Consider the following 25,714-nt stretch of genomic DNA (forward strand, 5'->3'; position numbering starts at 1 on the left):
TACTTCACCTGCGCCTGTGATGCGGTTGTCGTTCTGTGCTGTCAAGAAACACGCATCAGAAATGCCGCCCAAAACCGGCCCGTACCGGGGTCCGCAGCCTTCGCGAACCCGCAATCAGGGGCGGTCATAAAGCATCCCGCAACGCGTCGATTGTTCGTTTGTAATCTGCGACGATCTTCGTGCGTTCCACGTGCTGCGCGTTTTTCACCATATGCCGCCCGGCAGACCAGACGTCCGTCACCAAACGGTCATCCCCTGCGAAAATCCATGCATCCAGCGCCGTGTCGCCGTCCCTGCCCCACAGGTGTTCCGAGGTTGTATCAAGCGAAAGCATATCCGCCCAGCATTCGGCCTCGATGCGCCCTGACGCGCGCTGCGCCGCCTTCGCGCCACCCTGCAGGATGTCATCAAAAATCCGCCGCCCTGTTGATTTCCCGGGCGATGCCAGCGCTGCGCGCGTGCCATCACGCAGCCGTTGGGAGTAATCCAGCGTCCTCATCTCTTCGCTCAGTGAAATGTGGATGTTGCTGTCAGACCCGATCGCAAAGGCCCCACCATGATCGACCCAGCGCACCGCGTCGAAAATCCCGTCGCCCAGACTGCTTTCGGTGATCGGGCAAAGACCCGCAACCGCACCTGAACGTGCAAGGTTGATCGTCTCGTCAGGGGTCATCTGGGTGCAGTGGATCAGGCACCAGCGCGCATCAAGGTCCATATTGTCCAACGCCCAAACCACGGGCCGCGCGCCCCAATGCGCTTCGACCTCCGTGACTTCGGCGCGCTGTTCAGCCAGATGCATGTGGATTGGACCGTCCGGAAATGCCGTGCCATAGGCTTGCAGATCGGCAATGCCGACCGCACGCAGGGAATGGGGCGCGACGCCGATGTTGCAGTCTGCCGAAGCATTCCTGATGCTGCTCGAGGCCGCCGCATGCAGCCTCTGGAACCGTTCAAACGTGTTGCCGAACCGTATCTGCCCCGTGGTCAGGTCACGCTGGTCACAGCCGCCGAATTGATAATGCACGGGCAACAGGCACAGCCCCATACCCGTGCGATCCGCTGCAGCCACCACGCGTTCGGATGTTTCCGCGATACTGTCATAAATGGCGCCGCCCGGCTGGTGATGCAGATAGTGAAATTCGACCGACGCGCCATATCCGGCCTCCAGCATCTCCATCTGCACGAATGCCGTGATCGCTTCGATGTGATCCGGCGTCAGGCGGTCGAGAAAGCGGAACATCAACTGGCGCCATGTCCAAAAGCTGTCGCTTGGGTCGGGGCCGCGCCGCTCGGTCAGGCCCGCCATGGCGCGTTGGAACGCATGGCTGTGAACATTGACGGGGGCTGGAAGCAACATCGCAACGCGGCTGCCGGTCTCGGGTGCGTCGGGCTGGACCGCACCGATGCGGCCTTGCACATCAATATCGACCTGCACATTTGACGCCCAGCCAGAGGGTAACAGCGCCTTTTCAGCCCAAATCCTTTGCATGGTTCACTCCGCTTGACATAATATTATGTATGCACATAAAACACCAAGAACGCCAACTTGCAAGTGAGTCGACGGATGCTTTTCACCAACGCCAGAATTGTGACCCTGCGGGATGATCAGGACTACGGTCTGATCGAGGAAGGTGCCATCGCCACCGATGGCGACCAGATCACGTGGGTGGGGCCAAGTGCCGACATGCCCGATGTTTACTGCAGCGAAACAACGCATGATCTGGGCGGGCGGCTGGTGACACCGGCGCTGATCGACTGTCACACGCATGTGGTTTTCGGCGGCAATCGCGCGACTGAATTCGAGCTGCGACTGAACGGTGCGAGCTACGAAGAAGTGGCGCGCGCAGGCGGGGGAATCGTATCGACCGTGACGGCCACGCGCAGCGCATCCGAGGCGGCGCTGCTGGCAGATGCGCTGACCCGTGTGGATGCGCTGATCGCGGAAGGTGTCACGCTGATCGAGGTGAAATCCGGCTACGGGCTGGACCGTGACACGGAACTCAAGATGCTGCGCGTCGCCCGCCAGATCGCAAGCGCCCGCCCGGTAGATGTGCGCACCAGCTTTCTCGGCGCGCATGCTGTCCCGCCCGAATTCAAGGGCAACCCGGACGCCTATATCGACGACATCTGCCTACCCACCCTGCGTGCCGCACACAGCGAGGAGCTGGTCGATGCGGTTGACGGTTTCTGCGAGGGCATCGCCTTTGACACAGCGCAAATCACGCGCGTTTTTGACGTCGCGGTGGAACTTGGCCTGCCGATCAAACTCCATGCTGAACAATTGTCAAACATCGGCGGCACGCAACTGGCGGCGCACTATGGCGCGCTGAGCGCTGATCACGTGGAATATGCCACGGATGCCGACGCGCAGGCGCTTGCGAAATCCGGCACGGTTGCGGTCGTGCTGCCCGGCGCATTCTATACGCTGCGCGAAACGAAGGTCCCGCCGATTGCGTCTTTCCGCAAACACGCTGTGCGCATGGCTCTGGCCACGGACTGCAACCCCGGATCATCGCCACTGACATCGCCGCTTCTGGCGATGAACATGGCCTGCACCCTGTTTCGCATGACCCCGCTGGAAGCTTTGCTGGGCATGACGGCCCATGCGGCCGCTGCCTTGGGCGAAGAAGACCGCGGCCGGATCATGGCAGGTGCACGCGCCGATCTGTGCGTCTGGAACGCGCAGCATCCAAGCGAATTGGCCTATCGCATCGGGTTCAACCCGCTGCATCACCGCATCTTCAAGGGGGCGATATGACACTCACGCTGACACCGGGTGCGGCAACGCTCGCGCAATTGCAAGACATCTGGGCGAACAACCGTGCTGTCACGCTGTGCCCCTCGGCCCATGCCGGGATCAAAGCGGCGCAGGCGCTTGTGGCAAAGGCCGCTGCCGGTGATGATGCGGTCTATGGCGTGAATACAGGCTTTGGCAAACTGGCCAGCGTCAAGATCGCACCCAAGGATGTCGCAACGCTCCAGCGCAACCTGATCCTGTCACACTGCTGCGGCGTGGGTGAGCCGCTGGACGCAGCGACCACCCGGCTGATGATGGTGCTGAAACTGCTGTCCTTGGGCCGCGGCGCATCCGGCGTTGCAATGACGACCGTCGAGAGTATCGAGAACATGCTCGCGCGCGGCGTTACCCCTGTGATCCCCAGCCAAGGGTCGGTCGGTGCATCGGGCGATCTGGCGCCACTGGCGCATATGGCCGCAGCCATGATCGGTGAGGGTGAGGCCGTTTTCGAAGGCACACGCATGGCCGCCGGTGACGCCCTGCGCCGCGCGGGCATCACCCCCATCGTGCTGGGCGCAAAAGAGGGTCTGGCGCTGATCAACGGCACGCAGTTTTCAACCGCTTGCGCGCTTGTCGGCCTGTGGGGCGCGTGGCGCAATGCGGCGACCTGCGTACTGACCTGTGCCCTGTCCACCGATGCGATCATGGGGTCCACCGCACCCTTGCAGGATGCAATCCACACCCTGCGCGGACACGCGGGTCAGATCGCCGTGGCGCGCGCGCAACGGGCGCTGATGGCAGGCTCGCAAATCCGCGAAAGCCATGTGGAGGGCGACACGCGGGTTCAGGACCCCTATTGCATCCGCTGCCAGCCGCAGGTGACGGGTGCCGCGATGGATATTCTGCATTTTGCAGGCAGAACGCTCGAAATCGAGGCCAATGCCGTCACCGACAACCCGCTGGTGCTGGTGGAGGATGAGCTGATCGTCTCGGGGGGGAATTTCCACGCCGAACCCGTGGGCTTTGCCGCCGATCAGATCGCCGTGGCCGTGTCGGAACTGGGCGCGATTGCGCAGCGGCGCGTTGCACTTATGGTCGACCCGACGCTGTCCTTTGATCTGCCGCCCTTTCTGACGCCTGATCCGGGCCTCAACTCCGGCCTGATGATAGCCGAAGTCACCACCGCCGCGCTGATGAGCGAAAACAAGCACCTCGCCAATCCCTGCACGACCGACAGCACTCCGACCTCCGCCAATCAGGAAGACCACGTCAGCATGGCAGCCCATGCCGCCCGGCGCCTGTTGCGCATGAACGCGAACCTGAATGTGATCCTCGGCGTTGAGGCGATGTGCGGCGCGCAGGGCATCGAATTCCGCGCCCCTCTGGAAACCAGCGCCCCGCTCAAGGCCGCGATGGCCGTTTTGCGCGCGCATGTACCGACAATCGTCGAAGACCGCTACATGGCACCCTCCATCGAAGCCGCCAGCGCCTTGGTCGCAAATGGCACGCTGGCGGCCTGCGTGGATCTGCCTGCCTTCGTCAAGGGAGAGGCGGCATGACCTCCGTCAGCGTTCATCAGGGCAGCAGCCCCATCGTGCTTGGCTTTCCCCATACGGGTACGTATGTGCCCGATGATATTGCCGCAAAACTGAACGATAATGGCCGCCTGCTGGCGGACACAGATTGGCATATTGACCGGCTCTATGATGGTCTGTTGGCAGATGCGACGACGGTGACGGCCAACTTCCATCGCTATGTGATCGACGCCAATCGTGATCCTGAGGGCGAAAGCCTCTACCCCGGTCAGAACACCACCACCCTGATCCCGCTTACGGATTTTGACGGGCGCGACATCTGGGATACGCCGCCCGGCGAGGCAGACATCGACACCCGTCGACGCGATTTTCACGCGCCCTATCACGCGGCGCTGGCGGCTGAGATGGCCCGTGTGCAGGCCCTGCACGGTGTGGCGATCCTATATGACTGCCACTCGATCCGCTCGTATATCCCGTTCCTGTTTGATGGTGTGTTGCCGGACCTCAACATTGGCACCAACTCGGGCGCGACCTGTGCGCCCCGGATCGAACAATGTGTTTGGGAGCTCGTCGCCGCCGCACCAGCGTACACAAGCGTTTTGAATGCCCGTTTCAAAGGCGGCTGGACAACCCGTCATTACGGACGACCCGCGCAAGGCTGGCATGCGATCCAGATGGAAATTGCGCAATCGGCCTATCTTGAGACCGAAGCCGCGCCCTGGACCTATGACGACGCACGTGCTGGGCGGCTGCGCCCTCATCTGGCGCAGATGTTGAACCGTCTTGCTAACCTCGCACCGGAACTGCGGACATGAAGCCATTGGACGGGATCAAGGTTCTGGATCTCACCCGCGTCCTTGCGGGACCCTTTTGCACGGCGTTGCTGGCCGATCTGGGGGCGGAGGTGATCAAACTGGAGCCGCCACGCGGGGATGATTATCGTCACATCGGACCATTCCTTGATGGTGACAGCGCGCTGTTTTCGCTGAACAATCGCGGCAAGAAAAGCATCGCGCTGAACCTGAAAGACCCCGAAGGGCTGGCGCTTGCGCAGCAGATCGCCACAGGCTGCGATGTGGTTGTCGAAAACTTCCGTCCCGGCGTGGCTGATAAGATCGGGCTTGGTCCTGACACCTTGCGTGCGCAAAACGCCGGGTTGATCTATGCACGTGTGTCGGGTTTTGGGCAGACCGGACCGTTCAAGGACCTGCCAGCCTATGATCTGGTCGTGCAGGCCATGTCCGGCCTGATGGCCGCCACCGGAGAAGAGGGCGGCGCGCCGCTCAAAACCGGTGAATCGGTCGCCGATCTGATGGGCGGTCTGTTTGGCAGTTGGGCGATCCTTGCCGCACTCGTCAATCGTGGGCGCACAGGACAAGGTGCCGTGCTGGACATCGCGATGTATGACGCGCTTTATTCCCTTTTGACCACCAGCCACGCGCTGCATTTTTATGCAGGCCAGACGCCGGAGCGGGTCGGCAACCGGCACCCGCTATCGACCCCTTTCGGATGTTTTGCAACACGGGACGGTCAGGTGGTGATCGCGGTGCTGACCCCGGCGCAATTCGCCCGTCTGGCGGACCTGATCGGGCAACCCGATTTGCCACAGGATGCACGCTTTGGCACGGATAGTCTGCGCACCCGGCATGAACCCGCGCTCAAAGCCTGCATCGAAGCGTGGAGCGCAAAACAAACGACAGAAGATGCCATGATCGCATTGGCAGAGGCGCAACTTCCCTCTGCCCCGATCTGGAGCATCGCCGAGGCAAGCACAAGCGCACATGCAAAGGCGCGCACCCTCGTTCAGCACGGCGCGCGCACATTGGTGGGGCAGCCCGTGTGGTTTGACGGTGAAAAACCGATTGCACAGACCCCCGCACCAGGTTTGAGCGCGGATGCGACCCGCATCCTGTCGGATTTCTGCGATGTGGACGCGGCGCGGCTGGCCCTGCTGCGCGACAAGGGAGTGGTTCTATGACCTCCATCTGGCATATGTTGAACGACGACGAGACCCTGTTTTGCGATCTGCTCGAACGGATCGTCGCGGACAAGATCGCGCCCCTTGCAACGCAAACGGACGAGACGTCGAATTTCGTCCACGCGCAGCTCAAGGTGCTGGCAGATGCGGGTATGATGGGCGCGAACCTGCCCGAAGCCTTCGGCGGCTCGGATATTTCCGCCCCTGCCCTGCTGCGCGCCGTTGAAATCGTGGCCGGTGGATGCGGATCGACGGCCTCGGCACTGACCGCGCATTTTCTGGCCAGCGATTCCATTCTGATCGGCGGCACCGAGGCGCAAAAAGCCCATTGGCTGCCCAAAGTGGCCACAGGCGAAGCACTGGGTGCCTTTGCCCTGACCGAGCCCTCAGCGGGCAGCGATCCGGCAGATATGAAAACCCGCGCAACCCGCGAGGGGGATGGATGGCACCTGAGGGGGTCCAAATGTTTCATCTCGAACGGGGGTGTCGCGGATGTCCTCATCGTCTTTGCGGTCACCGATCCGGCGGCGCGGCATCGCGGGATATCCGCCTTCATCCTTCCCAAGCACACGCCCGGATTTACCGCCGGACCTGCGGAAAAAACCATGGGCCTCAAGGGCGGGCATGTGTTTTCGCTGACGCTGGATTGCCACCTGCCGGCGGAGGCCCTGCTGGGCGAGGAAGGGTCAGGTTTTCGCACCGCGATGAAAGTGCTGGACAATGGACGCGTCGAAGTTGCCGCGCAATGTATCGGCATGGCGCAAGCGGCCCTTAATGCAGCCAAAGCCTACGCCAGTGATCGCGTCATCGGCGGCGAGGCACTCAGCGCCAAACAGGGTATCCGCTGGATGCTCGCCGATATGGCGCTCGATCTATACGGCGCGCGGCTCATGGCGCTTGAGGCTGCCCGGCAGCGCGATACGGGCGCGCGTTTCAGCGAAGCGGCGGCGATGGCCAAGCTGAAGGCCAGCGAGGCTGCGGATCGTGTGGCCGACGCGGCACTGCAAATCCACGGGGGCTATGGCTATACCCGTGATTTCCCGATCGAACGACTGACCCGCGATTTGCGCATCATGCGCATCTACGAAGGGTCCTCTGAAATTCAACGCAATATCATCGCCGGCCACCTGCTGGCGCACTGAAGGAGAAAACCATGACCAACGCCCGTCATAACCTGCGCGACGTTTACCCCCCCACCGGGTCGGAAATCACGGCCAAAAGCTGGCTCACCGAGGCGCCCATGCGCATGCTCATGAACAACCTGCACCCGGATGTGGCCGAGAACCCGCATGAGTTGGTGGTCTACGGCGGCATCGGGCGTGCTGCGCGCACGTGGGAGGATTTCGATGCGATTGTCGCCGCGTTGAAAGACCTAGAGGAGACGCAAACGCTGCTGGTGCAGTCGGGCAAACCGGTGGGCGTCTTCAACACGCATAAGGATGCGCCGCGCGTGCTGATCGCCAATTCAAACCTCGTGCCGCATTGGGCCACGTGGGAACATTTCAACGAGCTCGATAAAAAGGGCCTTGCGATGTATGGTCAGATGACCGCCGGGTCGTGGATTTACATCGGCACGCAGGGCATCGTGCAGGGCACCTACGAGACCTTCATGGAAGCGGGTCGCCAGCATTATGACGGCAATCTCAAGGGCCGCTGGATCCTGACTGGCGGTCTGGGCGGCATGGGTGGTGCACAACCGCTGGCGGCGGTGATGGCCGGGGCCTGCTGTCTTGCGGTGGAATGCGACGAGACCCGCGCCGATTTCCGTCTGCGCACCCGCTATGTCGATGAAAAAACCCATGATCTGGACGAAGCGCTGGCGATGATTGAGCGCTGGACCGCAGCAGGCGAGGCGAAATCCGTCGCCCTGATCGGCAATGCCGCTGATGTGTTCCCCGAATTGGTCAAGCGCGGCGTGAAGCCCGATATGGTCACCGACCAGACCTCTGCCCACGACCCCATTCACGGCTATCTGCCACAAGGCTGGAGCGTCGCGCAGTGGCGCGAAAAGCAGGAAAGCGACCCCAAGGCGGTTGAGGCAGCCGCGCGCGCCAGCATGAAAACCCAGGTCGCCGCGATGGTCGATTTCTGGAACCAAGGCGTGCCTACGCTGGATTACGGCAACAACATCCGACAGGTCGCACAAGAGGAAGGGCTGGAAAACGCCTTTGCCTTCCCCGGCTTCGTGCCCGCCTATATCCGCCCGCTGTTCTGCCGGGGCATCGGCCCGTTCCGCTGGTGCGCGCTGTCGGGCGATCCGGAGGACATCTACAAGACAGATGCCAAGGTCAAAGAACTGATCGACGACCCGCATCTGCACAATTGGCTGGACATGGCCCGCGAACGGATTGCGTTTCAGGGCCTGCCCGCGCGCATTTGCTGGGTGGGACTGGGCCTGCGTGACAAGCTGGGTCTTGCGTTCAACGAAATGGTGCGCACTGGCGAACTGAGCGCTCCGGTCGTCATCGGACGTGATCATCTGGACAGTGGTTCTGTGGCCTCGCCCAACCGCGAAACAGAGGCGATGAAGGACGGTTCGGACGCGGTATCGGACTGGCCGCTCTTGAATGCGATGCTGAACGTGGCAGGCGGTGCGACATGGGTATCGCTGCACCATGGCGGCGGTGTCGGCATGGGCTTTTCGCAGCACTCGGGCATGGTCATTTGCTGTGACGGGTCCGAGGATGCAGACCGCCGCATTGCGAATGTCCTGTGGAATGACCCTGCGACAGGGGTGATGCGTCACGCCGATGCAGGCTATGAAGACGCCCTTGACTGCGCGCGCGAGAATGGCTTGAACCTGCCCGGTATCCTGGGCCGCTGAACAAAAGGAACATGCAGATGTTTTTGAAAAATGCTTGGTATGTCGCCGCGTGGGATCATGAGATCACGCGCGAATTGCAACAGATTACGGTGCTTGGTGAAAAAATCTGCGTTTTCCGTTCTGAAGCGGGGGAATTGGTCGGGCTGGAAGACGCCTGCCCGCACCGCAAGCTGCCCTTGTCCAAAGGGCGCATCAAAGGGGACACGGTTGAATGCGGCTATCACGGCCTGACCTTCAATTGCGTGGGCCAATGTGTCTGGGCGCCCGGCTCTGGCGGCATTCCCTCCAACGCCAAGGTGCATGCCTATCCGCTGCAAGAAAAATACGGGCTGGTGTGGATCTGGATGGGCAATCCCGCGCTGGCCGATCCTGCCGACATTTTCGAGATCGAGAATTACGACAATCCGGCATGGGGCATAAACCGGGGTGCGGCGATGGAGTTGGACTGCAACTATCTGCTGATGTGCGACAACCTGCTGGACCCGACCCATGTGGCATGGGTGCATCAAAGCAGCTTTGCCGCGGCAGCCACCAAGGACACGCCCCTGCGTATCACCAAGACGGACGAGGGTGTAATCGTGCATCGCTGGATGATGGATCACGAACCTGCCCCGTTCTACAAGAAGGTCGTCGAGTTCGAGGGAAATTGCGACCGTTTGCAGCACTACGAGGTCCGCTACCCGTCGCATGCGTTGATCAAGGCGGTGTTTACACCGGCTGGCACCGGTGGTCCGGATGGGCCGCTGCATGAAAATACGTTCATCATGGACAGCTATAACTTCATGACACCCACCGATGAGGGCCGCACGCGGTACTACTGGTTCCAGCTGCGCAACATCCGACCCGATGATGAGGCCCTGTCCAAGATGATGAGCGAGGATGTGCAGCACGCCTTCGAAGAAGACCGCGCCGTATTGAACGAGGTGCAAAAAGGCATGGCCAACAAGACCTCGCCGCATATCGACCTGCCCATTGATGGCGGACAGCTTCGCTTCCGCCGCCAGTTGCAGGCGATGATCAACGAAGAACAACAGGTCGATCGCCAGATGGCCGAATAGCCCGCGCACGACCATCCATTTACCAAGGACGAAACCGATGACACATCCCCTCCTCACTCAAGACCACATCGACGCCTATGCCCGCGACGGTGTTGTCCTTGTCAAAGGCTTGTTCAAGGATCAGGTGGACCAGCTTCGCGCGGGCGTGGCGCGCAATATGGCGGACCCTGGACCCTACGCGGCCGAAAACCTCAAGGAAGGAGAAGGCGGTCGTTTCTTTGACGATTATTGCAACTGGACCCGCATTCCTGAATTTGCCGAAGCCATAAAGGCATCACCAGCTGCTGCGGTTGCCGCTGAGCTGATGGGATCAAAGAGCGTTCAGATGTTTCACGACCATGTGCTGGTCAAGGAACCGGGTACATCCAAACCCACGCCGTGGCATCAGGACAGCCCCTATTATTTTGTGGAAGGGCAGCAAACTGTCAGCTTCTGGTCGCCGCTTGATCCTGTGCGCGATGCATCCCTGCGCTGTGTGGCAGGCTCGCATTTGTGGGAAAAGCCGGTCTTGCCCACGCGTTGGCTGGCAGAGACCAGCTTTTATCCAAACGATGATGACTACATGCAGGTGCCAGACCCGGACGCCGAAGGGATGGACATCCGCGAATATGAGATGGAACCAGGCGACGCCGTGGCGTTCAACTACAAGACGTTGCATGGCGCGCGCGGCAATGAAAGCGGCACCCGCCGCCGGGCGTTTTCCTTGCGCTTGCTGGGCGATGACGCACGTTTTGTCGAGCGTCCGGGGCCAACATCGCCCCCGTTTCCCGGTCATGACATGAAAGAGGGGCAGCGCCTGCGCGAAGACTGGTTCCCGATGCTGCTGGAAACGGCCGACTAAGCGGCGCGATCTATGGGTCCGCCTATGCCGGGCTGCCCGTGCGAGGCTGACCCAAGCAGCCTACCAGCCACCAAACCGCGACCACTTCATCAAGGGGGCGCCCGCCTCCTTGGGCACAACGTGATACCCGCTGTGCTGTGCCGCCGTCGCGCAGGCATGGTTGGGCAGGATGCGCAGTTGCGTGTCGACCGGCAAGGTCGGTATCGCGCCCTTGAAATCCGGATGGCGCGCGATGACGCCATGTTCCTGATTGGCTTGCACCATGATCAATCCGGGGATCGGCACGCCTGCACTGTCGCATACAATCCCATAGCCCTGATCGACGCGCTGCGCTCCTGTGCCCCGGTCGCGCGACATTGCCATCCAGCCTGCATCGCAGATCGTCCATTCCCGCTCTTTCTGGTGACCGATGACGGTGGTCAGAACGCTGAGCGCGATGTCATCCACGCTGCATGCACCAATACCGGCCATGACCAGATCAAAGAACACGTAAACGCCTGCGCGCAGCTCGGTCACTCCGGTCAGGTCTTTTGCCGCATGCGCCGTGGGCGTTGAACCGACACTCACGACCGGGCAGAGCAATCCTGCGGCGCGCAGCGCATCTGCGGCCTGAACGACCGCGAGACGCTCTTGCTCGGCGCATTTTACATGGGCGTCTCGACCGACGGAACCATAGCTGCCTCCTGCGTGGCACAAAACACCGGTGAGTTCTGCGCCGCCATTTACCAGAATGCGCCCGACCTCAACGAGTGCCGGATCATTGGGTGACAAGCCACTGCGATGCCCATCGCTGTCAATCTCGATAAGTGCCGGAATCACGATGCCCGCCGCGCGTGAGGCAGATGCAACAGCCTCGGCCTGTGCGGCACAATCCAACAGCACCGTCACACGGCAGCCTGCGCGGTGCAGCGCGATAATGCGGTCAAGCTTGGACGCACAGATACCAACGCCATAGAGAATATCCCTGATCCCGGCGGCGGCAAAAACTTCGGCCTCGGCGAGGGTCGACACTGTGGCAGGCCCGTTTCCATCGGCCAGAACATAGCGTGCCGCCTCGACACTTTTCGTCGTTTTCAGATGCGGTCGCAGTGATACGCCCAATGTCACGGCATGATCGGACAAACGGTGAATATTTCGCTGCATGCGCGCCTCATCGACGAGCAAGCAGGGTGTCTGCAGATAGGAAAAACGAGGATCAGTCATGCGCCTGCCCTTACACCCGCAACGTCGAAAACGAAAGTGCCGTCACGTGGGTTCCGGTATCCGATGGCGACCGCTTCCCGAAAAAACCAAAAGCGGCACGCCCCCAGTATTCGATGCCACGGCGCGCAGAAACGGCGGCACCCTATCCTTTTGCGCCTGTCACCGAAATTCATTTCGCTTGAAACAAATACCAAGCGCAGCCGTCAGTTTTTGAAAACCTGCAACAGCGGCTAACGTTTATGACCGTCGGTTTGGACCGGTTGGCAGCGCTTATTTTTTGAGCATCCGCATTATTGCAAATTTTGCATTAATTAATGAGAATCTTACGCTCAATCTTTGCGGGCGTCTGCCTCTAGAGTGAAGACCAACAAGCGCGTTCGTTGCACGAAGCGTGCACCTTGTCGGCGAACATACATTTTACAACTAAAAACACATCCAAAATGCCACCAAGGATATCTGCCGGAATTAACCTTTGGCGATCACCACAGCGGAGAGACAAATGCAAAAAACAAATAAACCAACGAAGATTTCACGCCGATCTGCCCTGAAACAGCTCGGGACCAGCACGGCGCTGGCTGGAGCTTCCGGTGTTCTGGGCGCGCCGATGATCTGGGCGCAGGACATCAAGGATGTTACTTTGTTGCACCTCGGACCTGCCTATTCCGCATTCCCGGATATGGTCGCAAAGGCTTCTGCGGATTTGGGCTTCAAGGTAGAGATGCAAAACGCCTGGACCGATGGGATTATGGCGCGCGTCGTTAACCAGCCTGATACGCTGGACATTGCCGATCTGGAATTCTGGGCCACTCAGCGGGTTTGGAGGCGCGGCAACATGCAGCCGATTGACGTCAGCCGTATTGAGAACTGGGAAAAAATCATACCCATTTTTCGGGACGGCACCAATTTCGATGGCTCGCCCATGTCGACACAGGGCACCCTGCCCTTCGAAGTCCAGTATGTGAATGGCGAGGGCGGTTTCGCCAGTGGCGCAACGGATCAGGCGTCGATCATTCCAACGATCTACAATGCGGATACGCTGGGCATCCGGCCGGACCTGATCGGCCGCGATCTCAACAGCTGGGCGGAACTGCTGAACCCTGAATTTTCAGGCAAAACCGCGCTGATCAACGTGCCGCAAATTGGCATCATGGACGCGGCCATGGCCATCGAAGCGCGCGGCGACATCACATACGGCGACAAAGGCAACATGACGCCGGAGGAAATCGACAAGACCATCGCCATCCTGATTGACCTCAAGAAAGCCAGCCATTTCCGCGCATTCTGGTCCTCCTTTGATGAATCGGTGAACTTCATCGCCGGGGGCGAGGTCGTAATTCAATCCATGTGGTCGCCCGCCGTTACCGCTGTGCGCTCGCGCGGTATCGACTGCGAATATCGCGGGCTCAGCGAAGGCTATCGCGGCTGGGGCAATGGGTTGGGCATGATGAGCCACCTCGACGGTCTGAAACGCGACGCCGCCTATGAATATATGAACTGGATGCTCTCGGGCGAATACGGCGCATTTGTTGCACGGCAAGGCTATTACGGCACGGTGCCTGAAACCACAAAGGCAGCGCTGAGCGCTGAAGAGTGGGATTATTGGTACGAAGGAAAACCCGCCGCCGTTGAGATCAAGGACCCTTTTGGTGGCGTTATGGAACAGCCCGGACGCGCGCGTGACGGCGGCTCTTTCGAGCAGCGTGTCGGCGGCATCACAGCCTGGAACACGCTGATGGATGAAGGCCAGTATCTGGTCGAGCGCTGGAACGAATTCGTCGCTTCCTGACGCGCCCTTTTTCACAAACGGCCGGGCGCTGTGTCAGCAGCGCCCGGCCCAGATCAGCAATTAAGAGTGGTTGACCGTTCATGAACAAGACATTGATTTCATGGCTGCAAATCCTGCCAATGGCGACGATTTTGATCGCCTTTGTGGGCATTCCGCTCGCCACTGTCGTATCGCTCAGCTTTTGGACTTTTGACGGTCTGGAGTATTTTCCCGACTTCACATTGGAAAACTACACCAAGGTGTTTTCCTCCTGGGTCACATGGAAGATATTCTTCAACACGATCCGCTATGCGGCCATCACATGGGCCATCGCGCTGGTGATCGGTTTCACCGTTTCCTACTACCTTGTTTTTTATGTCAAAAACCTGAAGATACAGATCGCGCTGTTCTTGTTGTGCACGATCCCGTTCTGGACCTCGACAGTCATTCGCATGATTTCATGGATCCCGTTTCTGGGCCGAGAGGGGATTTTCAACACCGCGCTGATGTCGACAGGTGTGATCAACCAACCCCTCGAATTTCTGTTGTTCTCCGATTTTGCCGTGATCCTGACCTATGTGAACCTGTTCACGTTGTTCATGATCGTGCCGATCTTTAACGCGATGGTAAAGATCAACCCGAATGTCATCGAAGCCGCGGAGGATGCAGGTGCGAGCCAGCTGCAGATCCTGTGGAACGTGATCATCCCCTTGACCCGCACCGGCATCGCGCTTGGCACGATTTTTGTCGTGACGCTGGTGATGGGTGATTTCTTTATCGTCCGCGTGATGAGCGGCGGGCAAAGCACGTCTGTTGTCTCCGCGATGAAGAACAACATTGATCAGCTGTTCTATCCGCAAGCGGCTGCCATGGCGGTGCTGTTGATCGCGGTGGTGGTTTTTATGGTGTCGGTCATCCTGCGTGTGGTCGATGTGCGCGCCGAGCTGGCGAAATAGGGGCAAACCAATGACACAGAACAAAAAATCCCGGCGCGGTCTGGCTTTTTACCTGCTGACGGCTTTCTTCGTTACCTTCATCCTGTTTCTCTACGGGCCCATGATCGCGATCTTTGTCTTGTCCTTTCAGGGGGAAACGGGCGGCATGACCTTTCCGATGCGCGGGGCTTCGACCCATTGGTTCAACGATCTGTTTACCTCAACCCGATACGGCGATCTTGCAGGATCGTTCAAACGCTCAATGACTTTGGGCGCAGTGGCGATGTTGATCACGGTGGTTGCATCCTTCTTTGCCGGACTGGCGTTCAGACGCCGTTTCTTCGGCTCCGGTCCGGTGTTTTACCTCGCCATTATCTCGCTGGTCATGCCCGGCATTCTGGTGAGCCTCGGCATCGGTCAGATGTTTCAAACCATCGGTATTCGCCCGCACTGGATGATCTCGGGTCTTGGCGCGCACCTGAGCTGGACCCTGCCCTTTGGCTTATTGATCATGTTTGCGGTGCTCAACCGGTTTGACAGCTCATGGGAAGAGGCCGCACGCGATGCAGGCGCCACATCCGTCGGCGTCCTGCGCTACGTGACCCTTCCCATCCTGTACCCCGGACTCATCGCTGTCGCGCTCTTTGGGCTGACGCTGTCTTATGACGAATTCCCACGCTCGCTTCTGGCCGTAGGAACAAAGAACACGCTGCCGATCCATATTGCAACGCTGACCTCCAACGTCACGACGCCCGCTCTTTATGCGATTGGCACACTGACAACAGCCCTCAGCCTGTGCCTCATCGTGGCGGCATTTGCTGGTATCGGTTTTTCACAACGCAAACGCGGCAAATGACACCCGACGCACAATAAGGAACCCAAGAAAATGAGCAAAACGGGCGAAATTGTACTGGAAAAGATTACTAAGTCCTTTGGGAATTTTCAGGCCGTTGGTACTGTCGATCAGGTGATCGAAGGGGGCAGCTATTGCTGTATGATCGGCCCTTCCGGCTGCGGAAAATCCACGCTCTTGCGGATGATCGCGGGGCATGAAACGCCGACCTCGGGCCGTATTCTGATTGGCGGAAATGACGTCACAACCATGCGCACGGGCGAACGTGGTACGGCGTTGATGTTTCAGGATTACGCCCTGTTTCCGCATCTCAACCTGAAAGACAATGTCGCGTTCAGCCTCAAGATACATGGCGTGGCAAAACCGGCGCGGCAGGAACAGGCGATGGAAATGCTGGCACGGGTTGAGCTTGCGAACCTCGCAGATCGAATGCCCTCCGAGCTTTCGGGCGGGCAACGGCAACGGGTCGCCTTGGCTAGGGCCTTGATCACGAACCCGCAGGTCCTGCTTCTGGACGAGCCGCTATCCGCACTCGATGAATTCCTGCGGCTCAAGATGCGGGTCGAACTCAAGCGACTGCAGGACGATTTGGGCATTACCTTCATTCACGTCACCCACACCCAACCCGAGGCGATTGCGCTGGCGGACAAAGTCATCGTGATGGATCACGGCATCATCGAACAGGCGGACCATCCGCGTGCCGTTTATGACCAGCCATACAGCCCCTATATCGCCCGTTTCATGGGCGGCCAGAACGTGGTGACAGGCACGATTGCGGCCACAAACGGGTCGCAGGTCGTGGCCGAAGCCGAAGGTGGCGCGCGCTTTGATCTGCCCGTCAAACGGGACATGGCCATCGGTGATCCGATCAGCTTTGCCGTGCGCCGGGACAAAATCCGCATCGTTTCCAAGGCAGAGCAAGACATGAACACCCTGCAAGGTGAGGTCATCAACGTCGAATATCAGGGGACATTCGTCAAAGTCGGCTTGAATACGACGCAGGACGATGAATTCATCGTATATATGGACGACCGCGCATATTTTGATAACCCGCTCAAAGTCGGTGACGCTGTGATTTCGGAATGGTCGTCAGACAATGTCTGCCACTTGCTGGGCACCAACAATTCCAGCGGCGATTAACGCGTTATGACGCGTTGGGATAGAGCTCTTCTGCGACTGCGATAAAATTCATCAGGGCGGGCGTTTTATAGGCCCGGTTCCATGCCAGCAACGTTGAGATCCTCGCATCACAGTCACTGATGGGTTTGGTCATGATCGTGCGGGGCTGGAACCGTGCAATACCTTGGGAGTACACAGAAACACCCAAGCCGGATGATACAAGCCCCAGAATTCCAAGCGCATTTGACGCCTCATAGCTGATTTGAATCTTATGTCCTTCGCGTGAAAAGAGATCTTCGAGAAACAACCGAAAGAAGTCCCATTCCGCCCTGCTTCCCAACACCATCGGGTATTGTGCAATCTCGGCCAAGGTCACGGATGGCCGGGTCGACAGCCGGTGGTCCGTCGATAAGATCGCGACGGGTGGTTCGCTTACCAGCACTCTGTTTTCGAACTGCGGATGAGAGAAAGGACCCAGCATAAACCCCGCATCAATTCTGTTGCGCGACAGTTCGATGCGTTGACCTTGCGTACGGATATACTGCAGTTCAAGGTCTATATCGGGGTAGCGGTGGGTGAATTCGCGCACAACGCTTGGCATCACTTCCATTGCGGCGAACGACATATACCCGATCCTCAGAGAGCCGCTCTTGCCTTCGGCTGCGATGCCTGCGGCGCGCACAGCGGTCTCAATCTCGCTGCTCATCAGCCGCGTTCGCTCGTGGAAAACTTCGCCGGCGGCCGTCAGGGACACTTCGCGCGTTGTGCGGCGGATCAATTGATACCCCAGCAGATCTTCAAGTTGGCGGATCCTTCGGCTCAGCGCGCTCTGATCCATCGCCAGACGTTCCGCAGCCCGGCGAAAACTCAGCTCAACCGCGACAACATTGAACGCCTCAATATTCCTGTAATTCGGCAGTGCCGCCATAATCCATACCCCAATCGCATTAAAAACCCCCTGATTTATATAGCCTTAGCGATAATTGTAAAAAGATCAATAATAGTGGCTCACACAGCAATTGTTTCTGTACCCCTCAGGGCGTTCACTGGCGTCAGGCGATCGTTGCGCCACGCTGAATTTGAACAACAGATCGGTCCTTTCGGGCCCGAAACACAAAAGGACAGGACATGGAAGACGTAGATGTCAAAGAACTGGATCGCATGCTGCAGCAGGCGTTCGACGAGGCAACAAAGCTGTATAAAGAGCGTGGATTCGCCCGGCGCGTGGGCTTTGGCAAAAAACCCGCATTGGTCAGTGTCGATCTGGCGAATGCCTGGACGCGGCCGGGCAACCCTTTCACCTGCGATCAGGAAAAGATGGATAACGAGATCATTCCCGGCATGCAGAAGCTGCTCAAGGCTTTCCGCGCCAATGGTCATCCCGTGATCCATGTCACCACGGCCTATGAGATCACTGACCGCAATGCTCCTTTCACGGACATGGGCCTGTGGCATGATAAAATTCCGGTGGATGTCGTTGATCTGGCGAATGAGGATCTCTGGGCCATCGACAGCCGCATCGCGCCAATTGAGGGCGAGTATACCCTTTTGAAAAAACGCGCGAGCTCTTTCCACGGCACCGAACTGGCCGGCATCCTGCGCGCAAATGGTGTGGACACGATCCTCGTGACCGGCGTGACGGCCTGTGCCTGCGTGCGCCAAACCATCTGTGACGGCATCGCAGACGGGTTCCGCACCATCGCGGTGAAAGAGGCGATCGGGGATCGAGTGCCCGGTGCTGTTGCATGGAACCTCTTCGATATCGACTCCAAATTCGGCGATGTCGAAACCGTGGATACCTGCGTCGAATACCTCAATACCGTCGGCAAGTAATAACGCGCCAACGCGCGGATTGGCTGCGCGTTGGCCTTTCAAAAATCATTTGGGGGTTAAAATGAAAATTATCAGAACTTTAGGGTCTTGCGCCATGGTAACTGCATTGTCCGTAATCGCGGGCCAAGCAGAGACGATTCAACGTGATTTCAAAGTCGTCGGCACATGGGGCAACCTGTCGTCATGGCAGAATGTCGAACAGCCGTTCTGGAGCGAAAAGCTGCCTGCCGCGACAGGCGGCAGGATAACAGGCAACGCCATCCCGATCACCGAAGCGGGCCTTAAGGGCACCGAAGTGATGCGCCTGCTGAAGCTTGGTGTTTTCGAGGTCGCGCATGGGTTGGGCAGCTATGTTGCATCCGAAAACCCTGCGATTGAGGGCACGGATCTTTCCAGCATCGCACCTGACTTTGCCACGATGCGTCAGATCGCGGCGGCCTATGAGCCGACAATGGATCAGACGTTCCGCGATGTATACGGGGCCACGATTGTGTCGCTGCATCCCTGGCCTGCGTCCATGATTTACTGTGTTGAGCCAATCGCCAGCATCGATGATCTGAAGGGACGTAAAATACGGGTCCACTCTGCTACCTTGGGTGATTTTGTCGAAGGTGCAGGCGGCGTTGTCGTCACATTGCCCTTTGCCGAAGTTGTTCCTGCACTTGAAAAGGGGGTCGCCGATTGCGCGGTCACTGATCCGGTTTCAGCCTTCAAGGCGAAATGGCATGAGGTTATCAACCATGTCTTTACCCTGCCGATTGGCTATTCGATCACCTTTACCGCGGTGAATGCAGATCTTTGGGATGGCCTCGACGAGGAAAGCCGCTCGGTCATGCAGGCCGCGTTTGACGAGATGGAAGAGGCCGGCTGGGCCATTGCGGAATCCGAACAGGCCATGGGCGTTGGATGTCTGACCGGCACGGTTGAATGCACGATGGGCGAAGCAGGTGCCGCATCGTTGAACACGCCCAGCCCGGACGACGAGGCGGCACGTCAAGCCATCCTCAGCGACTATGTCCTCAAGCGATGGTCTGATCGCTGCGGCAACGATTGTGTCTCGGCATGGAACGAGACAGCAGGCGCTGCGGCGGGCCTGAGTGCCCCCACGAACTAAACGAACCTCCCTGTTGGCGCGGCAAGGACATGTCGCGCCACTCACTGGCGGTGCGCCCTAGTACGACAGGACGCACCGCATTTTCAACGGGTTCACTATGTACAACACTTTGCTTGCACGGCTCACCACCACATCCCGCATCGCCGTATGGATCGGTGGGTCGATGATGTTGTTCGCCGCCTTCATGGTCTCCATTGATGTGCTGTGTCGCAAGTTTTTCGGGATCTCGCTGGCAGGGTCAGATGAAATCTCCGGCTATCTCTTTGCCATATCCACCGCCTTTGCCTTTCCCTTTGCGCTTTTGCAAAAAGCGAATGTGCGCATCGACGTAGGCTATCAACTGTTTCCATGCATTGGACGCGCGCTTCTGGATATTCTGGGGCTGTCCCTTTTGACCTTCTTTGTCGTGATCGTCACATGGCGCGCCCTACTGATGGTGTCGGTCACATGGGAAAACAACTCTCATTCCATCACACCGCTTCATACCCCGCTTATCATCCCACAAGGCCTTTGGGTGCTGGGTTGGTGCCTGTTTTGTTTCACGCTGTTCGTGGTTCTTTACGGCATGATCTCGGCACTGGTGCGCGGACGGTTCGACACATTGCATGCACTCGGTGGGGCAACCTCGATGGAAGAAGAGATCAAGGAAGAAACAAGCGGGCTTCTTGACGATCCATCGACAGCCAGAAGGGACTAACCACAATGCTGGGCACAGCCTCGGGAATTTTATTCGGCCTGATCGCGCTTAGCGTTCCAATCGCTGCGGTGATTGGCATACTGGCTCTGGCGCTGGCGTATATCTACTCGCCGATGCCGCTTTATCTTGCTGCTGGTGACATCTTCTGGACCAACAGCATCGATTTCATTCTCACGGCGGTGCCTCTGTTCATCCTGATGGGCGAAATCCTGTTGCGGGCAGATGTAGCCAAAAAGATGTATGCGGCCCTGTCGCATTGGCTGTCATGGCTGCCCGGCGGGTTGATGCACTCCAACATCAGCGCCTGTACGCTGTTTGCGGCAACCTCGGGGTCGTCCATTGCGACGGCGGCGACGGTGGGCACGGTTGCCATGCCCCAAATCGAAAAGGACGGCTATAACCCGCGCCTGTTCATGGGGACTTTGGCGGCGGGTGGCACTTTGGGTATCCTGATCCCGCCATCCATCAACATGATCGTCTATGCGCTGCTGACGGATACCTCGGTGCCGCAACTCTATATGGCGGGCTTCATACCGGGGGCGATCCTCGCTGGCCTGTTCATGCTGACCGTGCTGATCGCCTGCATCATCAAACCATCCTGGGGCGGCACACGCGGTCACAGTGACTGGGGCGCGCGGATCAGGGCCTTGCCCGATTTACTGCCGCCGCTCGGTATTTTCCTGATCGTTGTCGGATCCATCTATGCAGGGATCGCCACCCCGACGGAGGCCGCGTCACTGGGTGTTGTCTCTTCCTTGGCGCTGGCCGCGTGGAACGGCAAAGTCTCAATAAACATGCTGCAGCAGGCCGTTGAGGGCACGATGCGGACCACTGCCATGGTGATGTTGATCGTCTTTGCCGCTGTCTTTTTGAACTTCGTGCTCGCCGTTGTTGGCCTGACGGAGTTGATGAGCAGCTTTGTCAACGGTCTGGGCCTTGAACCGATGCAGACCATGATCGTGATCGTCATCGCCTTCATGATCCTCGGCTGCTTTATGGAGGCTTTCTCACTTTTGCTGATCGCGACCCCGTTGCTTGCACCAATTGTTGCGGGCATGGGGTTTGATCTGATCTGGTTCGGCATCCTGATGATGCTGATGCTGGAAACGGCGCTGATCACGCCGCCGATCGGGATCAACCTCTATGTGATTCAGGGTGTGCGCAAAAACGGGCCCATCAGTGACGTGATAATAGGCACCCTGCCCTTTCTGGTGGCGTTGATCCTGATGATCGTGCTGCTGCTGGCCTTCCCGCAGATCGCGCTTTGGCTGCCCGGTGTAATGAAATGACAAACAGAATGACTTCAATAAACCCCAAGGGAGATGAAACATGGCGCGTATCGGCGTAGATGTAGGCGGAACCAACACTGACCTTGTTCTGGAGTGTGACAAAGGCACGTTTTTCCACAAAGTCCCCAGCACCACACAGGACCAGTCCATCGCCGTGGTCGAAGGGATTGAACAGATCTGCAACATCGCCGAGATCGACAAGAAACAGATCGAAGTGATCAGCCACGGCACCACGGTTGCCACGAATATCACCATCGAACACAACGGTGCCGAAGTGGGGTTCATCACCTCAAAAGGGTTCCGCGATATCCTGCATATTGGTCGCCACAAGCGCCCGCATAACTTTTCGCTGCACTTTGATGTGCCATGGCAGAGCCATCCCTTGTCCAAGCGCCGCAACCGAATTGCGGTGACGGAACGCATTCGCCCGCCCACCGGCGAGATCGAGGTTCCAATGAACGAAGACGAGGTGCGCGCCGCCTGTGCGATTTACAAAAAGCGCGGTGTGAAATCCATCGCGATTGGATTTATGTTTTCGTTTCTGAATGACAGCCATGAAAAGCGCGCGCGCGACATCGTGCTTGAGGAAATACCGGACGCCTATGTGTCCATCTCGTCAGAAGTTGCAAATGTCATCCGCGAATATGAACGTTTCTCGACCGTTGCGATGAACGCTTTTGTCGGTCCGCAATCCTCGCTTTATCTGCGCAATCTCGAAGCCAAGGTCAAAAACGCGGGTATCCCTGCCAAGCTGCGGGTGATCCAGTCGAATGGCGGTATTTCCACCATCGACGGCTGCGCCAAAAAGCCGGTTGGCATCCTGATGTCCGGCCCCGCCGGGGGCGTGATCGGTGCACTGTCCGAGGCGCGTCTGGCAGGCACCGAAAACATCCTGACCGTTGATATCGGCGGCACATCCGCCGATATCTCGACCATTGCGAACGGGCAATTTCGCATCAAAAACCCACGCGACACAATTGTCTCAGGCCATGCCGTTATGGCGCCGATGATTGATCTGGAGACCATTGGTGCGGGTGGCGGCTCCATCGCTTATCTTGATGCGGCGGGCGGATTTAACGTCGGACCGCGGTCCGCCGGGTCGCAACCCGGACCGGCCTGTTACAACCGTGGCGGCACAGAGCCGACCGTGACCGATGCGCAGGTGGTGCTGGGCCGGATGGATGCGGACAAGTTCCTTGGCGGCGATCTGCCGCTCGATCCGGAATTGTCCCACAAGGCGATCAAGGAAAAGATCGCGGACCCGCTTGGTATCTCTGTGACGGATGCAGCCCTTGGCATCATCAAGATCGTCAACAACAACATGTCCCTGACGATCCGGTCCAATTCGGTCGCACGGGGCTATGACCCGCGCGATTTCTCGCTGATGCCCTTTGGCGGCGCGGGCCCCTTCCACGGCACGGCGCTGGCAGAACTTGTTTCGGCCCGCGATGTTCTGGTGCCACTTGCACCGGGTATCACGGCGGCGATGGGGCTGCTGGGCACGGATTTGCAATACGAACACACGCGTTCTGTCATCACCAACCTTTTCAGTGCTGATCAGGCGGCGATCGACAAGGTCAACGCAGTTTCTGCTGATCTCAGTGCGATGGGCAAGGTGTTGTTGGACAGCGATGATATTCCCAACGCCGAACAGGCCTATGAGGTCATCGCCGAGATACGCTATCACGGTCAGGGCTTTGAACTGCGCATTCCGATGCCCACGGGCGGGCTGAGCCTTGAAAACAAGGCCGAGGTGATCGACGCGTTCCACAAACAGCACAAGGCGGATTACGGATACGCCTTTGATGATGCGTTGGTTGAACTTTATACCGTGCGCGTCATTGCCACGGCAAAAGTACGTCATCACGCGCTGGACCCGCTGTTCAAAGGCAAGCCCGATGATGTGGAAAACGCGTTTATGTATGAGCGCGAAACCGTGTTTGACGATGGCACAAGCCACATCACACCGCGCCTTGATCGCGGCAAGCTCGGGGCCGGAACCACCGTGGACGGGCCCGCGATCATCATCCAGCACAACTCCACCACGTTGTTGCCGCCCGGATATACCGCTGAGGTTCTGGACTATGGCAGCATGCGCCTGACGAAATCCTGAAGGAGGACAATTCAATGACCAAAGAGAATAAAACAATTGATCCGATCACCCTTCAGGTGATCCGGGGGGCCATCGAAACCATTGCCGAAGAAATGGCGCATGTGCTGTTTCGCATGTCTTTCTCGTCCATTATTCGGGAATCCGAGGATTTGGGCGCGGGTCTTTTTGATACGGATTTCAACACGTTGTGCGAATCTGAATCGACACCGATGCACATCGGTTCCATTCCCGGCTATCTGCACGGCATTGAGAAAACGCTTGATGATGGCGAGTGGTACGAAGACGACGTGGTCGTGCACAACCACCCCTATTTCGGAGCGTCACACACGCCTGATCTGGCCATCGTCATCCCGATATTCTACGAGGGCGAACTGGTCGGTTATTCCGGCAACACTGCGCATCATATCGACATTGGCGCGGCCACGCCGGGGCTGATCATTGATGTGCATGACGTCTATGCCGAAGGGATGTTGTTTGCCGGCACCAAGCTTTACCGCAAGGGCAAGCGCAACGACACGATGTGGAATTTCATCCACAATAATTCCCGTGCGGCGCGCCAGTTGGTTGATGACATCGAGGCGCAGATCGCCTCGGCCCGCCTTGGGGTAAAGCGCTTTGTCGAACTGCTGGATCGCTACGGCAAGGAACTGGTGTTCAACGCTTGCAACCAGCTGATGGATTATTCCGAAAAGATGCTGCGCCAGCGGATCGAGGCCATCCCCGACGGAGAATACCGCGCCGAAGGGTGGCTTGATGATGACGGGCGCAACCGTGGTCAGACCCTGCCCGTAAAAGTGTGCGTGCGGGTAATCCACGACCGGATTGAGGTCGATTTGACAGGGTCCTCACCGCAGACACCCACCGCCTATAACGTCCCGTTTGAAGGCTCGACCAAGGTGGCGGCCTTCGCCGCGTTCCGCAAGCTGCTACTGGATACCGCGACCAGTGACACACGGGTCCCGTCAAATCAGGGCTCTTTTCGGCCCATCTCGGTCATCGCGCCGGAAGGGTCGATTTTCAACCCCATTGCGCCCACCTCGGCCGAGGCCCGGTTTACGCAGTGCAACATGATGATCGACCTGATCATCAAGGCCATGGCGCCCGTGCTGCCGGATGAAATCATCGCGGGCTCATCGGCGTCGATCTCGTTCGCCTCCTACGCGGGCGTGCGCCCGGATGGCGAATACTGGGTTTTCCTTGAGGTCAACGAAGGGGCTTACGGCGGGCGTCCGCAGTCAGACGGCCCGGACAGCATCGACAACCTGATGGCCAACACCCGCAACAACCCGCTCGAAGATCTCGCGATGCATATCCCGATGATCTGCGAACGATACGAGTTGCGCGACGACGTACTGCCGGGGGCCGGAAAACACCGGGGCGGCATTGGCGTCGTCAAAAGCCAGCGTATCCTGACGGATGGCATCATCACACATGAAAGCGAGCGTCACACAAACGTGCCATGGGGCATTTTTGGCGGCAAGGAAGGGGCAGCTGGCAAATGCGAAATCTACAATGCCGCCTCCAACGCCCCGACGCGTGAGATGCATTCGAAGTTTCACGGCCTTGAGGTGAAAAAAGACGATGTGATGGCCTATTACAGCCCCTGCGGGGGTGGCTATGGCAGCCCGCTGGAACGCGACCCTCAAAAGGTGCTCGACGATGTTCTGGATGGGTTTTGTTCAGCCGAGCAAGCACATGAGGTTTATGGCGTCGTGCTTGATCTGGAGGCTGAGACCGTCGCACTTGATGCGACGTCGCGGCGACGCGAGGAACTGGAAAAGGCGGGTTGATCCCGCGCTGAGCTGCACGCGGTTCTAAAT

The 25,714-nt window shown here is 58.6% G+C and carries 21 protein-coding genes; 18 read left to right on the forward strand and 3 right to left on the reverse strand.

What is annotated here, in order from left to right; all coding sequences use genetic code 11:
* Positions 1 to 124: 124 nt before the first annotated feature.
* Positions 125 to 1,489 carry a formimidoylglutamate deiminase gene (locus K5Q35_RS15305; RefSeq protein WP_220800172.1) on the reverse strand — a complete coding sequence of 455 codons (1,365 nt, stop codon included), beginning with the start codon at positions 1,487 to 1,489 and terminating at the stop codon, positions 125 to 127.
* Positions 1,490 to 1,564: 75 nt separating this feature from the next.
* Here K5Q35_RS15305 and hutI point away from each other — a divergent pair, with 75 nt between their 5' ends.
* Genes hutI through K5Q35_RS15345 form a run of 8 tightly spaced genes read left to right on the forward strand, consistent with a single transcriptional unit; the run spans position 1,565 to position 10,973 of the window.
* Positions 1,565 to 2,758, forward strand: coding sequence for an imidazolonepropionase (gene hutI / locus K5Q35_RS15310; RefSeq protein ID WP_220800173.1), 1,194 nt, complete (start codon positions 1,565 to 1,567; stop codon positions 2,756 to 2,758).
* The gene (hutH, locus tag K5Q35_RS15315) at positions 2,755 to 4,296 is read left to right on the forward strand and encodes a histidine ammonia-lyase (protein WP_220800174.1); all 1,542 of its coding nucleotides are present in this window, start codon (positions 2,755 to 2,757) and stop codon (positions 4,294 to 4,296) included. The genes hutI and hutH overlap by 4 nt, the downstream gene beginning before the upstream one ends.
* Positions 4,293 to 5,087, forward strand: coding sequence for an N-formylglutamate deformylase (gene hutG, locus K5Q35_RS15320; protein ID WP_220800175.1), 795 nt, complete (start codon positions 4,293 to 4,295; stop codon positions 5,085 to 5,087). Before hutH ends, hutG begins: the two co-directional genes overlap by 4 nt.
* Complete coding sequence (locus K5Q35_RS15325) at positions 5,084 to 6,250, forward strand: CaiB/BaiF CoA-transferase family protein (RefSeq protein ID WP_220800176.1); 1,167 nt, start codon at positions 5,084 to 5,086, stop codon at positions 6,248 to 6,250. Before hutG ends, K5Q35_RS15325 begins: the two co-directional genes overlap by 4 nt.
* A complete protein-coding gene (locus K5Q35_RS15330; protein ID WP_220800177.1) occupies positions 6,247 to 7,392 on the forward strand; it encodes an acyl-CoA dehydrogenase family protein in 1,146 nt (381 codons plus the stop codon). The genes K5Q35_RS15325 and K5Q35_RS15330 overlap by 4 nt, the downstream gene beginning before the upstream one ends.
* Before the next feature lie 11 nt (positions 7,393 to 7,403).
* Entirely contained in the window at positions 7,404 to 9,074 is a 1,671-nt protein-coding gene (gene hutU / locus K5Q35_RS15335; RefSeq protein ID WP_220800178.1) for a urocanate hydratase, read from the forward strand.
* A gap of 17 nt (positions 9,075 to 9,091) precedes the next feature.
* Positions 9,092 to 10,132: an aromatic ring-hydroxylating dioxygenase subunit alpha gene (locus tag K5Q35_RS15340; protein ID WP_013960734.1), complete on the forward strand. Its 1,041-nt coding sequence runs from the start codon at positions 9,092 to 9,094 to the stop codon at positions 10,130 to 10,132.
* A 37-nt stretch (positions 10,133 to 10,169) separates the two neighbouring features.
* Entirely contained in the window at positions 10,170 to 10,973 is an 804-nt protein-coding gene (locus tag K5Q35_RS15345; protein ID WP_220800179.1) for a phytanoyl-CoA dioxygenase family protein, read from the forward strand.
* A 60-nt stretch (positions 10,974 to 11,033) separates the two neighbouring features.
* Here K5Q35_RS15345 and K5Q35_RS15350 read toward each other — a convergent pair whose 3' ends face one another.
* A complete protein-coding gene (locus K5Q35_RS15350; RefSeq protein WP_220800180.1) occupies positions 11,034 to 12,176 on the reverse strand; it encodes an alanine racemase in 1,143 nt (380 codons plus the stop codon).
* A gap of 499 nt (positions 12,177 to 12,675) precedes the next feature.
* On the opposite strand from K5Q35_RS15350, the gene K5Q35_RS15355 reads away from it, so the two are divergent.
* The 4 genes from K5Q35_RS15355 to K5Q35_RS15370 all read left to right on the forward strand — a co-directional run bounded on the left by K5Q35_RS15355 (position 12,676) and on the right by K5Q35_RS15370 (position 16,869).
* Positions 12,676 to 13,962, forward strand: coding sequence for a PotD/PotF family extracellular solute-binding protein (locus K5Q35_RS15355; protein ID WP_220800181.1), 1,287 nt, complete (start codon positions 12,676 to 12,678; stop codon positions 13,960 to 13,962).
* A gap of 80 nt (positions 13,963 to 14,042) precedes the next feature.
* On the forward strand, positions 14,043 to 14,897 hold the full coding sequence (locus tag K5Q35_RS15360) for an ABC transporter permease (protein WP_013960730.1): 855 nt from the start codon (positions 14,043 to 14,045) through the stop codon (positions 14,895 to 14,897).
* A 10-nt stretch (positions 14,898 to 14,907) separates the two neighbouring features.
* Entirely contained in the window at positions 14,908 to 15,732 is an 825-nt protein-coding gene (locus K5Q35_RS15365) for an ABC transporter permease (protein ID WP_220800182.1), read from the forward strand.
* Positions 15,733 to 15,762: 30 nt separating this feature from the next.
* Positions 15,763 to 16,869 (forward strand): ABC transporter ATP-binding protein, encoded by a 1,107-nt coding sequence (locus K5Q35_RS15370; protein ID WP_220800183.1) that lies wholly within the window; start codon positions 15,763 to 15,765, stop codon positions 16,867 to 16,869.
* Between the two features lie 4 nt (positions 16,870 to 16,873).
* On the opposite strand, the gene K5Q35_RS15375 is transcribed toward K5Q35_RS15370, so the two are convergent.
* Complete coding sequence (locus tag K5Q35_RS15375; protein ID WP_220800184.1) at positions 16,874 to 17,776, reverse strand: LysR family transcriptional regulator; 903 nt, start codon at positions 17,774 to 17,776, stop codon at positions 16,874 to 16,876.
* Positions 17,777 to 17,976: 200 nt separating this feature from the next.
* Between K5Q35_RS15375 and K5Q35_RS15380 the strand changes: the two genes are divergently transcribed.
* The 6 genes from K5Q35_RS15380 (at position 17,977) to K5Q35_RS15405 (ending at position 25,684) form a co-directional block, all read left to right on the forward strand.
* Positions 17,977 to 18,681 carry an isochorismatase family protein gene (locus tag K5Q35_RS15380; RefSeq protein ID WP_013960726.1) on the forward strand — a complete coding sequence of 235 codons (705 nt, stop codon included), beginning with the start codon at positions 17,977 to 17,979 and terminating at the stop codon, positions 18,679 to 18,681.
* Positions 18,682 to 18,742: 61 nt separating this feature from the next.
* Positions 18,743 to 19,795: a TRAP transporter substrate-binding protein gene (locus K5Q35_RS15385; protein ID WP_259650551.1), complete on the forward strand. Its 1,053-nt coding sequence runs from the start codon at positions 18,743 to 18,745 to the stop codon at positions 19,793 to 19,795.
* Between the two features lie 97 nt (positions 19,796 to 19,892).
* Positions 19,893 to 20,492, forward strand: coding sequence for a TRAP transporter small permease subunit (locus K5Q35_RS15390; protein WP_220800185.1), 600 nt, complete (start codon positions 19,893 to 19,895; stop codon positions 20,490 to 20,492).
* Between the two features lie 5 nt (positions 20,493 to 20,497).
* Entirely contained in the window at positions 20,498 to 21,781 is a 1,284-nt protein-coding gene (locus tag K5Q35_RS15395) for a TRAP transporter large permease (RefSeq protein WP_220800186.1), read from the forward strand.
* A 40-nt stretch (positions 21,782 to 21,821) separates the two neighbouring features.
* Positions 21,822 to 23,894 (forward strand): hydantoinase/oxoprolinase family protein, encoded by a 2,073-nt coding sequence (locus K5Q35_RS15400; RefSeq protein ID WP_220800187.1) that lies wholly within the window; start codon positions 21,822 to 21,824, stop codon positions 23,892 to 23,894.
* A gap of 14 nt (positions 23,895 to 23,908) precedes the next feature.
* A complete protein-coding gene (locus tag K5Q35_RS15405) occupies positions 23,909 to 25,684 on the forward strand; it encodes a hydantoinase B/oxoprolinase family protein (protein WP_220800188.1) in 1,776 nt (591 codons plus the stop codon).
* The last annotated feature ends 30 nt before the right edge of the window (positions 25,685 to 25,714 follow it).

The organism is Roseobacter sp. OBYS 0001 (assembly GCF_019654895.1).
GTDB classification, from domain to species: domain Bacteria; phylum Pseudomonadota; class Alphaproteobacteria; order Rhodobacterales; family Rhodobacteraceae; genus Roseobacter; species Roseobacter litoralis.